The organism is Rhizobium album, from assembly GCF_003122325.1.
Lineage (GTDB): Bacteria > Pseudomonadota > Alphaproteobacteria > Rhizobiales > Rhizobiaceae > Metarhizobium > Metarhizobium album.
In genome coordinates, this window is record NZ_QFBC01000039.1 from 1 (window position 1) to 12830 (window position 12830).

13 protein-coding genes and 1 pseudogene are annotated in these 12830 nt (G+C 59.4%); 7 read left to right on the forward strand and 7 right to left on the reverse strand.

Features of this window, described 5'->3' with window-relative positions; translation table 11 throughout:
• Positions 1-279 (forward strand): hypothetical protein (locus tag DEM27_RS32920; RefSeq protein WP_205908984.1); only part of this gene is annotated, 279 nt, incomplete at its 5' end.
• Positions 280-546: 267 nt separating this feature from the next.
• On the opposite strand, the gene DEM27_RS32925 is transcribed toward DEM27_RS32920, so the two are convergent.
• The 3 genes from DEM27_RS32925 to DEM27_RS32935 all read right to left on the reverse strand — a co-directional run bounded on the left by DEM27_RS32925 (position 547) and on the right by DEM27_RS32935 (position 3713).
• Complete coding sequence (locus tag DEM27_RS32925; RefSeq protein WP_109462448.1) at positions 547-2394, reverse strand: putative bifunctional diguanylate cyclase/phosphodiesterase; 1848 nt, start codon at positions 2392-2394, stop codon at positions 547-549.
• A 258-nt stretch (positions 2395-2652) separates the two neighbouring features.
• Positions 2653-3051 (reverse strand): ArsR/SmtB family transcription factor, encoded by a 399-nt coding sequence (locus tag DEM27_RS32930; protein WP_245446299.1) that lies wholly within the window; start codon positions 3049-3051, stop codon positions 2653-2655.
• A gap of 29 nt (positions 3052-3080) precedes the next feature.
• The gene (locus DEM27_RS32935) at positions 3081-3713 is read right to left on the reverse strand and encodes a peroxiredoxin (protein WP_109462450.1); all 633 of its coding nucleotides are present in this window, start codon (positions 3711-3713) and stop codon (positions 3081-3083) included.
• A gap of 129 nt (positions 3714-3842) precedes the next feature.
• Here DEM27_RS32935 and DEM27_RS32940 point away from each other — a divergent pair, with 129 nt between their 5' ends.
• The 5 genes from DEM27_RS32940 to DEM27_RS32960 are packed head-to-tail and all read left to right on the forward strand — an operon-like array spanning position 3843 to position 8146.
• Positions 3843-4781, forward strand: coding sequence for an MBL fold metallo-hydrolase (locus tag DEM27_RS32940; RefSeq protein ID WP_109462451.1), 939 nt, complete (start codon positions 3843-3845; stop codon positions 4779-4781).
• Positions 4782-4786: 5 nt separating this feature from the next.
• Positions 4787-5218, forward strand: coding sequence for a YeeE/YedE family protein (locus DEM27_RS32945; protein ID WP_109462459.1), 432 nt, complete (start codon positions 4787-4789; stop codon positions 5216-5218).
• Positions 5218-5652, forward strand: coding sequence for a DUF6691 family protein (locus DEM27_RS32950; protein WP_109462452.1), 435 nt, complete (start codon positions 5218-5220; stop codon positions 5650-5652). The genes DEM27_RS32945 and DEM27_RS32950 overlap by 1 nt, the downstream gene beginning before the upstream one ends.
• Before the next feature lie 13 nt (positions 5653-5665).
• The gene (locus DEM27_RS32955; protein ID WP_109462453.1) at positions 5666-7333 is read left to right on the forward strand and encodes a bifunctional protein tyrosine phosphatase family protein/NAD(P)/FAD-dependent oxidoreductase; all 1668 of its coding nucleotides are present in this window, start codon (positions 5666-5668) and stop codon (positions 7331-7333) included.
• A gap of 21 nt (positions 7334-7354) precedes the next feature.
• Positions 7355-8146, forward strand: coding sequence for a sulfite exporter TauE/SafE family protein (locus tag DEM27_RS32960; RefSeq protein WP_109462454.1), 792 nt, complete (start codon positions 7355-7357; stop codon positions 8144-8146).
• A 61-nt stretch (positions 8147-8207) separates the two neighbouring features.
• On the opposite strand, the gene DEM27_RS32965 is transcribed toward DEM27_RS32960, so the two are convergent.
• The 3 genes and pseudogenes from DEM27_RS32965 to DEM27_RS32975 all read right to left on the reverse strand — a co-directional run.
• Positions 8208-9215: a GGDEF domain-containing protein gene (locus DEM27_RS32965; protein WP_165823733.1), complete on the reverse strand. Its 1008-nt coding sequence runs from the start codon at positions 9213-9215 to the stop codon at positions 8208-8210.
• Positions 9216-9305: 90 nt separating this feature from the next.
• Entirely contained in the window at positions 9306-10268 is a 963-nt protein-coding gene (locus DEM27_RS32970; RefSeq protein WP_109462456.1) for an HD-GYP domain-containing protein, read from the reverse strand.
• 258 nt (positions 10269-10526) lie between these two features.
• Positions 10527-10982, reverse strand: a pseudogene (locus DEM27_RS32975) (hypothetical protein); the annotation flags it as partial.
• Between the two features lie 51 nt (positions 10983-11033).
• Between DEM27_RS32975 and DEM27_RS32980 the strand changes: the two are divergent.
• On the forward strand, positions 11034-11819 hold the full coding sequence (locus DEM27_RS32980) for a helix-turn-helix transcriptional regulator (RefSeq protein WP_128755626.1): 786 nt from the start codon (positions 11034-11036) through the stop codon (positions 11817-11819).
• A gap of 694 nt (positions 11820-12513) precedes the next feature.
• Here the strand turns inward: DEM27_RS32980 and DEM27_RS32985 are convergent.
• Positions 12514-12830, reverse strand: a 317-nt coding sequence (locus DEM27_RS32985; protein WP_165823735.1) for a transposase, incomplete at its 5' end; no start/stop codon positions are given.

The window sequence follows — 12830 nt, forward strand, 5'->3', positions numbered from 1 at the left end:
GAGGTGGTGACCGTCAATCCCGGCGCCTTCCGCACCGGTTTCAACGACACCGGCATGGAGAGCATGGACCAATGGTGGGGCCAGGGCGAGCGCGTGATCGCGCATTGGCCGGTGCGCGAGCTCGACCGCCAGCACGATCCCGATGACATGATCGAAGCGATGATCGAGGTTATCGAAGCCGTTAACCCGGCCTACCGGACTGTCCGCCCTGCGAGCGCGGCGGACATGGTTCGCAAGGAGCAGAACGAAATCTGGGACCGGAAAGCTTCGGAGGCTTGACATGAAACTTCTGCTGATCGGCGCAACCGGTCTCGGCGGCCACCAGCTCTTGACGCAAGCCCTCGAAGATCCGCGGGTCGAAACCGTGATTGCCCCCTCACGCCGTCCTCTCAGTACCAGTCATCGCAAACTGGTCGCACCGATCGTCCGTTTCGACGACCTGCCGCAAGAGGCCGACTGGTGGAAGGTTGACGCAGCCATCTGCACCCTCGGAACGACGATCGGCAAGGCGGGTTCGCGAGAGGCGTTTCGCGAGGTCGATCATGACTATCCGCTTGCCGCATGCCTTGTTGCCGGTCGGTGCGGGGCGTGTCCCTTAACCGTCGGCATCTTTGACAATACGTGCGCAAGATCGGCCACCGGACACGCCTTGCTAAAGTACCAGCCTTGCAACAGGTCGCATTTCATCCGATGCAGGAGCTTGACCTGATCGACGGTTTCGACACCTTCGGCCGTGACGACCTTTCCGAGGCTATGCGCAATATCGATGACGCCGCGGATGATCGCCCGATCTTCCGGCGACGTCGCCATATTTGCGACGAAGCTCCTGTCGATCTTCAGCCGGTCGATCGGGAGGTGTCGCAGATGGGTGAGCGAAGCGTAGCCCGTCCCGAAATCGTCGAGCGCGATTTCGACTCCGGATTGGTGCAGGTGACGCAATCCGGAGCCGACGCGCTTCTGGTTGAGACCGAGAAACATGCCTTCGGTCACCTCGACACAGAATTGCTCGGGCGGAATGCCGGTCTCTGCGCAGAGCTCGAAGAAGCGGTCGAGAAAGACGTCGGATCGGAAATCCGAATTGGTGAGGTTCATGGCGACGCGGCGCAACGGCAGGCCCTGCGCACGGAACGTTGCGACGTCCTGGAATATGCGCTCGAGCATGAACATGCCGAGCGCGGCCCGCGCAGCCTGGTCTTCGAAGCCTTCAGCGAACTGTCCCGGAGCCAGCAGGCCAAGCCGCGGATGGCGCCAACGCATCAAGGCTTCAAGCGAGAATTTCCCGGCCTCGCGCGCCAGGACGATCGGCTGATAGTGCAGCTCGAACTCTCCGCGCTTGAGCCCGTTCCCGATCTCTTCGAGGAACGCAGCCTTCCGCTCTGCAGATTCGCGCAAATGCAGCTGAAACTTTTCGGCGCGGTCGCGACCGAGGGCCTTCGCCTGATAGAGCGCCAGATCTGAGGCCTTGATCAGGCTTTCCGCATCTGCAGCATCGCGGGGGCAGGCGGCAATGCCGATACTGGCGGAGCAGCGGCGCGTGGTCGCTCCGATCGCTATCGGCTCCCGAATTGTCTCCAGAACGCATTCAAAGAACAGCGAGGCTTCTTCGTCCGACGCTCCGACGAGGATCAACGCGAACTCGTCTCCGCCGACACGCGAGATGAACAGCCGGTCACCTCCGAGCGGCCGCAGCCGCCCACCGACGCTCTGGAGCAAAACGTCGCCGGCGTAGTGTCCGAAGGAGTCGTTGATCTCCTTGAAAGAATCGACATCCATCAGGCCAAAATGAAAAGACTGGCCGCCGGCCGCGTGCTCCGACACCAGCGTTTCCAGGTGCTCCTGGAAGTACCGGCGGTTGGGGAGGCCTGTCAACGGATCGATGTTGGCGATCTGCTTGAGATGCTCCTTGCTCGATAGCAAGGCGCATTCCAACTCTTTTCGTTCGGAGATGTCAAAACGGATCGCGGTGTAGCTATCGATCTTGCCGCGCGCATTCACATGCGGAACGATCGTGGTGTCAACCCAGTAGAGCGAACCGTCCTTTCGGCGATTGCAGATCTCGCCATGCCAATTCCGGCCCTGGGCGATTTCGCGGTACATCGCCTTGAAAAAGGCCTTATCATGGGTGCCGGAGTGCAACATCCGGTGATTGGACCCGACAAGCTCGACCTGCGAATAGCCGCTGATTTCGCAGAACTTGCTGTTGGCGAACGTAATCGTTCCTTGAACGTCCGTGTTCACCACGATTGCTGCGCTGTCGAGGGCGTAGCGGATGAACTCATCTTCAAGGTGATGCCGCGACGAAGCTGACAGCCTGCGGGCGATTTCTTCGCACGCTTCAGCATAGGGCGACTCGTTAACCTTCAACAAATTCTCAACTTCATTTTCCGAGCCCATCTTCTTCACACAATGATATTGACATCCATGCTGCGCTTTCCTCCCAGTTATCGGAGGATAATCGTGCGCGCCAACGCGCGCCACATGGCCAGTTAGACACTTGCTAACGAATTGGTGTTTCAATAAAATTCGGGAAATTTCTGGTTGTGTGTCGCCGCCATCCGGCAAATATCAATATTTTCACCGTCATCGAGGTGTATTGAAGGACCTGACGATGGGGGCGCGGTCACGGATCACCTCGCTTGCACGGTTACGAGACTATTCCGTGCGGACGATGCGCGCGAAATGGGCGGAATCACCTCTTCTGGCCATCGCGTTGGCCGCGGCGTCTTGTCCTTCGGTCACTGCCGCCGCAAAGTCGGCGTGAGCCGTCGCCTTCACGCCGCAGAACAGGTTGAACAGCAGGTTCATCACGGCCTCGGCCCGGCCATCGGCGATCGAATAGTAGATCTGGCGCGATTCCCGCCGCGTCTTGACGAGTCCAGCCTGCCGCAGTTCGGCCAATTGCTGGGAGAGCGCCGGCTGCTTGATGCCGAGCGCCGCCTGGATATCGCTGACCGAGCACTCTTCACGCGCGATCTGGCACAACAGCATGAGACGGTTCGCATTGCTGAACTGGCGCATGAAATCAGCCGCTTCTGGTGCCTTGACGATCATCGTCTCCACGGAGACGGTCGGCTTTCCGTTCATGTCCGTTTCTCCCGGAAGTACCAGGCCTCGCCCGCAGCCGGCTTGTCGCCATCCGCCAGGACGACGGGTGCTTGCTCGACAAGCGCATCCCCGGGCCGCCAGCCCTCGGGCGTGGAGGCATCCTGACGCTCGGCAGCCTGGAGGGCCGCCACAAGACGCAGGAGTTCATCGACCGAACGGCCGACATTCATCGGATACCATATGATGGCACGAATGACGCCCTGCGGATCGATCACATAGGTGGCGCGCACGGTCGCGCTGCTTTCGGAAGCGCTGTCGATCATGCCGTAGGCGCGGGCGATCACCATTGCGCTGTCCTCGACGAGCGGGAAGGTGACCTTCACCCCGAACCGCGCCTCGATGTCACGCAGCCAGGCGATATGGGCATAAAGGCTGTCCACGGAGAGGCCGAGGAGGGCGCAGTCGAGCGCCTCGAAGTCCGCCGCCGCGCGGGCGAGCGCGATGAACTCGCTGGTGCAGACCGGTGTGAAATCTGCCGGATGCGAGAAGAAGAGCAGCCAGCGGCCACGAAACGCCGAAAGCGTGATTGGCCCGGCGGTAGAGCGGGCTGCAAATCCAGGCGCGACATCGTTGATGCGCGGGGGTGGTAGGAGGCTCGTTTCGGTCATGGTCGGAATCCTGACTGCATTCGGATGACCCGTGATAGCCGCAGTTTGTTTGCAAGGCTAGAAAATACATAATTGCATAATTACTGTAAATATGTATTTTTAAGGAAATCAACCACGGAGGACATCGCCATGAACGGCCCTGCTGCAGATCTTCCCCTCGACCATGCCCGCGAGATCATCGAAGCCGCCCTCGCAGATCAGACGAAAAGCCCGGTTGTCACGTCATTCTTCGACGATCAGACCTTTACCATCAGCCACGTCGTGCGCGATCCGCAGTCTAGGGCCTGCGCCATCATCGACAGCGTTCTCGACTATGATGCGTCGTCCGGACGCACCATGAATGCCTCCGCCCAGGCATTGATCGATTACATAAAATCCGAAAGTCTCGAAGTACAGTGGCTGCTCGAAACCCACGCCCACGCCGACCACCTCTCTGCCGCGCCGCTCCTGCAGGCCGAGCTGGGCGGCCAGCTCGCCATCGGGCGCGAGATCGTCCGCGTGCAGCAGGTCTTCGGCAAGATCTTCAACGCCGGCACCGAGTTCCAGCGCGACGGGAGCCAGTTCGACCAGTTGTTCAATGACGGCGACCGCTTCCGGATCGGCCAGATGGAGGCCACGGTGCTGCATGTGCCGGGCCACACGCCGGCCTGCCTGGCCTATGTCGTCGGCGATGCGATCTTTCCCGGCGACACGCTGTTCATGCCCGACTACGGCACGGCGCGCTGCGATTTCCCCGGCGGCGACGCCCGTCAACTGTACCGCTCCATCCAGCGCCTCACAAAGCTCCCTGACGAAGCCCGCATGTTTCTTTGCCATGACTACAAGGCACCTGGCCGCGACCATTATGCCTGGGAGACCACCGTCGGCGCCGAACGGACCGGCAACATCCACCTTCGTGATGGCGTCACCGAAGATCAGTTTTACAAGATGCGCACCGAGCGCGACGCGACACTCGCCATGCCGAAACTGATCCTGCCCTCCGTGCAGGTCAACATGCGCGCCGGCCAGCTTCCGCCCGCCGAGGACAACGGCGTGCAATATCTCAAAATCCCTCTCAACGCGTTGTGATCGGCATGAGCGACCTGAATGTCCTCTGGCCGCTGTCGGGCGGCGTGCTGATCGGCCTGTCGGCCGGCCTTTACCTTCTGACCACGGGTCGCATCGCCGGCATTTCCGGGCTGGCCGCATCGGCCGCCGGACTCACCGGCATGGGCTTCAGCAAGCTCGGTCTCGGCTTTCTTGGTGGCATCCTGGCTGGCGCGGCCCTGGCCGCCGCGTTCATTCGCCGCCCCGAGATCGCCGTCACCTCGTCCGTGCCTCTGCTGGTCATCGCCGGCCTCTTGGTCGGTTTCGGCACCCGGCTGGGCTCGGGCTGCACGAGCGGACACGGCGTCTGCGGTCTGGCGCGGCTGTCGCCGCGCTCACTGACCGCCACGCTGGTCTTCATGGCTGTCGCGGCCGCCACCGTCTTCGCCGTCCGCCTCGTCACGGGAGGTCTTGCCTGATGCTCGCCAGAACCCTTGCCGCCATCGCGAGCGGCCTCCTCTTCGGCGCGGGGCTCGTCGTCTCCGACATGATCAATCCTGCCCGCGTTCTCGCCTTCCTTGACGTGACGGGTCATTGGGACCCATCTCTCGCCTTCGTCATGGGCGGAGCGCTGATACCGTCCTGGCTGGCCTATCGCATCCGCGGGCGGCGAGCGGCGCCTGCCTTCGACGACCGGTTCCACGTGCCTGCCAACGGCCGCCTCGACGGAGCGCTGCTCGGTGGCGCCGTGCTGTTCGGTCTCGGCTGGGGGCTCGTCGGCCTCTGCCCCGGTCCGGCTATCGCTGCCCTGACGATGGGCCGCTGGGAGGTCGGCCTGTTCGTCGTCGCCATGCTCACCGGCATGGCCGCCTATCGCCTGACCTTGGGCCGCCCGGTCTCGGCGGCCCGATAACCTGGGAGGAACCATGGATATCCGCAGACTTACCGATACGTTGTCCGTCTCGCCGCAGATCGCCCTTTCGGATCTTCCGGAGATCGCGGCGGCAGGATACCGATCCGTCATTTCCAACAGGCCGGACGGCGAGGAAGCCGGCCAGCCCACCGCACGGGAGGTGCGGATGGCGGCCGAGGCGGCAGGCATGGATTTCCGGCACATCCCCGTCACGGGCGGCGCCATTTCCGATGTCGACGTTACCGAATTTGCGGCAGCGCTGGCGCAGATGCCAAAACCCGTCTTCGGCTTCTGCCGCAGCGGAACGCGCACGACGACACTGTGGGCGCTTGCGGAGGCGAAGACGCGGAATTCCGAATCCATTCTCGCCCAGGCGAAGGCCGTCGGCTACGATCTCGGCGGCATATCCGAGCGCCTGCACATGCACCGCCCCGGTTCGCCAGTCCTGTCCTGCACCGTACTGATCGTCGGTGCCGGTGCCGCCGGCATCGCAACGGCGGCCAGCCTGCTCAAGCACCGTCCCGGCCTCGGCATCCTGATCGTGGATCCGTCCGAGCGGCATGCCTATCAGCCCGGCTGGACCATGGTTGGAGGCGGCATCTTCAAACCCGAGGACACCGTTCGGCCGATGAGCGACGTGATGCCGGAAGGGGTGCGATGGGAGAAGGCGTCAGTCGCTGCCTTCGACCCCGAAAAAAACGAGGTCCAGCTGAAAGACGGCCGGCGCGTCGCCTATCGCATGCTTGTCGCCGCGCCCGGCATAAAGCTGGACTGGGCCGCGATCGACGGGCTTTCGGAAAGCCTTGGCCACAACGGCGTCACGTCGAATTACCGCTACGACACGGCCCCCTTGACCTGGAGGCTTGTCCAGGACCTGAAGGGCGGGCGTGCCTTGTTCACGCAGCCTCCCATGCCGATCAAATGCGCCGGCGCGCCGCAAAAGGCCATGTATCTTTCCGGCGACCACTGGTTCCGCAAGGGCCGTATCGGCTCCGTGGCGATCGAGTTCCACAATGCGGGTCCAGTGCTGTTTGGCGTCAAGGAATATGTGCCGGCGCTGATGGCCTATGTCGACAAATATCGGGCGGCCCTCAACTTCGGATCGCGGCTGGTCGCCGTCGACGGGCCGGCGAAGACCGCCATTTTCGCCCGGACGACGGAAGACGGCGCCGTCATTCACGAAAAGCGGGACTTCGACATGATCCATGTCTGTCCACCCCAGGTCGCGCCGGACTTCGTACGCACAAGCCCTCTCGCCAATGCTGGCGGCTGGATCGAGGTGGACGAGGCGACGCTGCGCCACAAGCGCTTCGACAACGTGTTCGCACTGGGTGATGCGGCGGCAACCTCGAACGCCAAGACGGCAGCGGCGGCGCGCAAGCAGGCACCCATCGTCGCGGAAAACGTCCTTGCCGTGCTCGACGGAAAGGAGCCGCCCTGCCAATACGACGGTTATGGCTCCTGCCCGCTCACCGTGGAGCGCGGCAAGATCGTTCTCGCCGAGTTCGGCTATGGCGGAAAACTGCTGCCAACCTTCCCCACCTGGATGATCGACGGCACGAAACCCTCCTCGCTCGCCTGGTATCTCAAGGCCGAAGCGCTTCCGCCGATCTACTGGTACGCGATGCTCAAGGGCCGGGAATGGCTGGTTTCACCCCGTCACGGGACAAAGGCCGCCTGACCGGGCAGCGAAAGGCAGCGCATGTATCTGGAACCCGTTCAATATGGCCTCGGCGCGCTCTCGGGCGGCCTTGTCGGATTCACACTCGGCCTGTTTGGCGGCGGCGGCTCCATCCTCGCCGTCCCACTCATGGTCTATGTCGTAGGGGTTCCCAATCCGCATCTCGCCATCGGCACGAGTGCCTTCGCGGTTGCTGCCAATGCCTTCGCCAACCTTCTCGGCCACGCCCGCTTCGGCAATGTCAAGTGGCGTTGCGCCGGGGTCTACAGCCTTGCCGGCGTCGTCGGTGCGTTTGTCGGCTCGAGCGCCGGCAAGATGGTCGATGGCCAGCACCTCCTCGTCTTCTTTGCGCTGCTGATGCTCGTCGTCGGCGCGCTGATGTTCAGGGGGCGCGGCGCCGAAGGCGATCCGGGTGTCCAATGTTCACGCGAGAACGCACCGAAGGTGGCGACCTTCGGTATCCTGACCGGCATCTTCTCAGGCTTCTTCGGCATCGGCGGCGGCTTTCTGATCGTTCCGGGGCTGATCGCCGCCACCGGGATGCCCGTCCTCTTTGCCATCGGGTCGTCCCTTGTCGCCGTTACCGCATTCGGCCTGACGACGGCGCTCAATTACGCGTTTTCCGGGCTTGTCGATTGGGTGCTAGCCGCAGTGTTCATCGGCGGGGGCGTTGTCGGCGGATTGATTGGCGCCACTGCCGCCCGCAAGCTCGCAGCCCGAAAGGGGGCACTCAACACGCTTTTCGCCCTGCTCATCTTCATTGTCGCCGGCTACATGCTGTTCAAAGGCTATACTCAGCTTTCCGCCACGTGATCCATCCGGGCCGCCTCTGTTCCCATCACCATCAAAAGCCGGCACGGCGATTGAACAGTTACTAACTGTCGGTGCCGCTATATAGTCGATACCTGTTATCGGATGTTATCTCATTTGCCGAGACGTGACCGGAAACACGGTTTCGGCCTGCGTGCTTGGATTGGTAAAGTGCCATATCGGCCGCTTCGTACACATCGTTTGACGCAGCGAACGACCGAGATTGGGCCAGCCCGACGGAGATCGTGACGGCGACGTCTTCCTTATTTTTCCTAACGTGATTTGCCTGCATGGATAATCGGAGCCGCTCGGCTATTCTAAATGCTTGATCCGGGGATGCGTCAGGAACGATCGCTGCAAACTCCTCGCCGCCCGTTCGAGCCAAGAATATGTCATCTCCCATAGATTTACGGAGAACCTGTGCGGCAGCCTTGAGCACCTGATCGCCAAAAGCATGCCCATGCTCATCATTTATTTGCTTAAAATGGTCGAGGTCGGCCAGGAGTAATACAAAGTGTGTCTTTTGGCCCATCAGTTGCGACAGCTTGTCGTCAAAAGCGCGGCGATTGGCTAGCCCCGTCAGTGAGTCCGTGTTTGCTATCTTTCGGAGTTCAATTAGCTCGCTTCTGAGAGCATCAACCTCGTTGCGATTCTCTTGCAGTTGCCTCAACAGAGATTCCGTGGCGACGACGCGTCTGTTTCCCGCTTCAGAGAGAATTTCGGCAATTTTCGATAGAACATCTTGAGTTAGCCTGCCCCCACCCGCTGGCTGCGCCAAGGAATTCGTGACCCGGCCGATTACGTCGTTGAACGAAGAAAGCTCCACACCCTCCTTCTTTAACCGTTGGACAAATTCATCCAAGGTCCCGAGGAATATGTTTTGGTGCGTGCGCATGGTGTAGGAGTCGTTCGCCTCCGGGCAGAATTGATCGATGACACGATCGATCTCTTTTTGAGAGGGAAAGCGACCCAGATCACGGACTGCTTTACGGATAGCCGGGTCTGAGTTTGCGACACAAGTGTAGAAAAGATGATAGTTTCGAACCAGCGGCGCGACGCCGACGCGGTCCATAATCGCTATCACCCTATGTCCTAGATGTTTAGCCCTTCCCATTACACGTCCCCGATAAGCTCAGTCTCAAATATTATTTGTAGGTCGCGTTCAGATCTTTCCATCGATCACGAGCCGGGCCACAAATTCCCGCAACAATTTCGGATCGAAATGACCGCGGGCGTTCAGCATCAAATCCACCGCCTGCGCTTGTATCCAGGCCTTCTTATATGACCGTATGGTTGTCAGCGCATCGTAGACGTCGCATATGGCGGCAATTCGGGCTGAAAATGGGATCTCGTCAGCCCTAAGACCATTCGGATAGCCAGATCCGTCATACTTCTCGTGATGGTGCTTGCAAACCTCCAGTATTAATGGCGAGGTATTTTTTATCTGGGCCAGGAGATGATAACCGCGGTCGGGATGAGAGCGGATGACTTGGAATTCCTTCTCATCAAGTTTGCTAGCCTTTTGCAGAATCGAAATTGGAATCGTCATCTTTCCGATGTCATGGACCAAGCCACCAACGCCTAGCAACTCAACGGTATCCTCCCCAAACCCGAGCGACCGTCCGAAGGTAATCATCAATGCGCTGACGGCGAGACAATGAATGAAGGTTCCTTCATCCCTGCTCTTCAGCTTTGTCAGGCCGATCAAGGCACCGGACTGTCCAAGGGTCGATCGCATGATCTCTCCGACAGTCTCGGTCGCAGACGCCATACTTATCGTGCCATGCCCATGCGCAGAAAGCAGTAGTTCCCGAACTTTTGGAGCGGTATTGGCTATCGTTGATTTGGCCTGCTGGATCTCTTCGAGAGAAAAGTCACGGAGCAGCTCTGCTTCATGATCGATCTGCGCTTGCGAAAATTCCGAGATCGACTTTCCCTCCACGTCACGTCCTTTGTCGACGTTGATGACCGCGCTCATCGCGTTGCAATGCAGGATACGTTCGATCTGCTCTGACGTGCGGATCAGAAAAGCACCGGGACATTCACGCCAGTCACGCCCTCTCCCTTCCACCTCCTCGACATACATTCCAATGCGGAGCTGGTGGAGGTGAACCCTTTTTTTCATTTCGTTTTGACCAGTGTCTGATGGGCGGAGAGATGGAGGACATTGCGGAAGGAATTTGAGGCGAAAGCGGCCGACCGGAGCCTGCGGCCAAATCAATCACCGCGCTGCAACAACCTTCAAATGAGAAAGCGGGTGGCGACCGGCGGCGCGGCGGCGGGCAACACCATCGCAGCGTTCTGCTGGGTGATCTGATCGATCGTATTCACCGCGATATTGACCTCCTTCAAGGCAATCGTCTGCCTTTACCTTGCTTTCGGTGATATCAACCGCTGCAAGCGCAATGCTCGCAGTCTTTCCGCGGCGCACCAATGGGAGGAACGAGCCGTTCAACCAGACGACAAAACCGGCCTTGCTCAAAAATCCAAACTGACCCGCTACCCTTTTTTCCTGGCCGAGAGCCGAGAATCTGAGACCACCTGAACCATCTGCCGAAAGCTTCGCATAGGTCAAACCGATCAGCTCGGATTGCGTATAGCCCAAGAAATTGGAGAATGCAGGTTTAACCGATTTTACAACACCATCTAGAGTGAACCCGACGAAGGCCATCGCCTCCTTTATTGCAGAGAGCGTTGCACTTGTGCTCGACGTTGTGATCAAACCGAACATCCTTGCCCTACACTCCATTATACCATTTGATAATTGCGAAATTTGGCAATTCGGCCGAAGACCCGGTCCAAGTGCTGGGAAAATACATGGTCGCCGCAAAACCGCCATCTGACCTGTTAGCCAGTTGTTAATGTTTCTACCCTAATTTAGGGATAGGGGGTGTCTGTTGATACCGTGGAGGTGCGGATGGTAAAAACGGATGGAGACCTCACGTTCGACGTCATGAGCAGCTTGTCACAGGCAACCGAACTCATCGGCCAGGCATCCAGCGCAAAAGAGCTTCTTCGCAACCTCGAAACCTCTTTCAAGGCTTTCGGCTTCGACAGTTTCAATCTTGCCTGTCATAAGGCCGACAAGCACGAACTTGCGCTTAATCCGACACTGACAAACTGGCCAGAACCTTTCATGCTCGATTATGAGCGGCGGTGCTGGGCCGATGTCGATCCAACGCTTGCGCGAGCGGCCCGGGCAGATGGAGCGTTCAGGTGGAGCGTACACGATATCCATCCCGACCGTCGTCAAAGAGACTACATGGAATTCCTCACGAGCACGCCCTTGCGAGGTGGTTTCGCCCTGCCTCTCTCTCGGCTGCCAGGCACTGTCAGCAGCGTCTCTGTTGAGTGCCATCATGACCAAGTGTTCGCTGAATGGGTTCCCCACGCCCTGACGGTTATCGCAAACTGCGCCGCCCTGAAGGCGGAAGTCCTTGGTCTCTGCCGGGTCAAAGCGTCAGTTGACGAAAGCGTGCATGTGCGTCGGCTTTCCGGCACCCAGCTTGAAATTCTGAAATGGGCTGCGGGCGGAAAGTCCAATGGCGATATTGCCCTCATCATCAATCTGTCAGAGCGGGTGGTCAAATATCACATCAGCGAATGTCTCAAGAAACTGGGTGTCGCGACGAGATCTCAAGCCGTGGCAGTCCTTATCCGTGAAGGCAAACTCTGAGCAGATAACCACCAACGAAAGTCTGCTCCGATCGCCTGCATTTCCACGAAATTGAACATATCCATTCGGCGCGGACCGCAGGGGTGATGATTTCGGCTCGTTACACACAATGCGTTCGATCTTTTGCTGATGGCATTGCTCGTCGACGAGGAACTGCCGAACACCTACCTTCCCAGGTAGGGATATCGGCGAGGAATTTCTGCAAGCTCTCGACCCCCGCTTGGTGAAGATGGTGATGCCTTCTTCGATGCCGCCATGGCCATGGATCATCTCACCTTGGGGAAGTCATGGCCCAGCGATACCCGCTTACGCTGCATGAACATGTCAACTATGAAGGCCCGTTTAAAACTGACGGATCTGGTGAGAATCCGGCCCCGTGTATCCGCATAACGTCCTCGTGCTTGCCGATTTGACAGACTGCTATCCGAGTTGCAATAAGTGACCGATAAGCGAGCATTATCGGGCGTTTTCAGTTGCCGACATGGCGTGCTGTTTGGACTAATAATACTAGCACAAACCGCGCGTCCGATTTATGATGCAGCGTATGGATTCGCCTGTTCGAGACCTTTGCGCGGAAATTTATAGACGGCTGAATTTCCTGAATTTTCTTAGGCTTTCGGCGGCATGCGTTGACCTTTAGCGCTCTGGTGCGTCCTGGTTGGGCGGCGGAGCGCCCTGCGTGTGGTTCCACGGCCTATCCGGCCGCGGCAATGATCTGCAAACCCCGTTTCATATTGTAGGCGATGGCGGTCAGGCGAATTTGCACGCCTGCCTTTGCAAGTCCCCACCATCGCATCCGGCGCAGACCGTAGCTTCGTTTCCAGGTCCTGAAGATCTTCTCGATCCGACCGCGGATACGCTGGATCGGCTGGTTCCAGGCATTGAGACGTGTTCGGATTTCGGCTTCGTCGCGTCCCCACATGCCGGTGGCGACAATACGCGGCGTGCCACCCTTCGCGATGACCGCCTTGCCAAAATGGTCACCGCGATAGGCGCTATCGGCATAAACAT

What these genes read in the sequence shown, in the direction of transcription:
- DEM27_RS32925 (WP_109462448.1), bottom strand. Translation starts at nt 2,394, where the DNA reads ATGGGCTCGGAAAATGAAGTTGAGAATTTGTTGAAGGTTAACGAGTCG.
- DEM27_RS32930 (WP_245446299.1), bottom strand. Translation starts at nt 3,051, where the DNA reads ATGATCGTCAAGGCACCAGAAGCGGCTGATTTCATGCGCCAGTTCAGC.
- DEM27_RS32935 (WP_109462450.1), bottom strand. Translation starts at nt 3,713, where the DNA reads ATGACCGAAACGAGCCTCCTACCACCCCCGCGCATCAACGATGTCGCG.
- DEM27_RS32940 (WP_109462451.1), top strand. Translation starts at nt 3,843, where the DNA reads ATGAACGGCCCTGCTGCAGATCTTCCCCTCGACCATGCCCGCGAGATC.
- DEM27_RS32945 (WP_109462459.1), top strand. Translation starts at nt 4,787, where the DNA reads ATGAGCGACCTGAATGTCCTCTGGCCGCTGTCGGGCGGCGTGCTGATC.
- DEM27_RS32950 (WP_109462452.1), top strand. Translation starts at nt 5,218, where the DNA reads ATGCTCGCCAGAACCCTTGCCGCCATCGCGAGCGGCCTCCTCTTCGGC.
- DEM27_RS32955 (WP_109462453.1), top strand. Translation starts at nt 5,666, where the DNA reads ATGGATATCCGCAGACTTACCGATACGTTGTCCGTCTCGCCGCAGATC.
- DEM27_RS32960 (WP_109462454.1), top strand. Translation starts at nt 7,355, where the DNA reads ATGTATCTGGAACCCGTTCAATATGGCCTCGGCGCGCTCTCGGGCGGC.
- DEM27_RS32965 (WP_165823733.1), bottom strand. Translation starts at nt 9,215, where the DNA reads ATGGACCGCGTCGGCGTCGCGCCGCTGGTTCGAAACTATCATCTTTTC.
- DEM27_RS32970 (WP_109462456.1), bottom strand. Translation starts at nt 10,268, where the DNA reads ATGAAAAAAAGGGTTCACCTCCACCAGCTCCGCATTGGAATGTATGTC.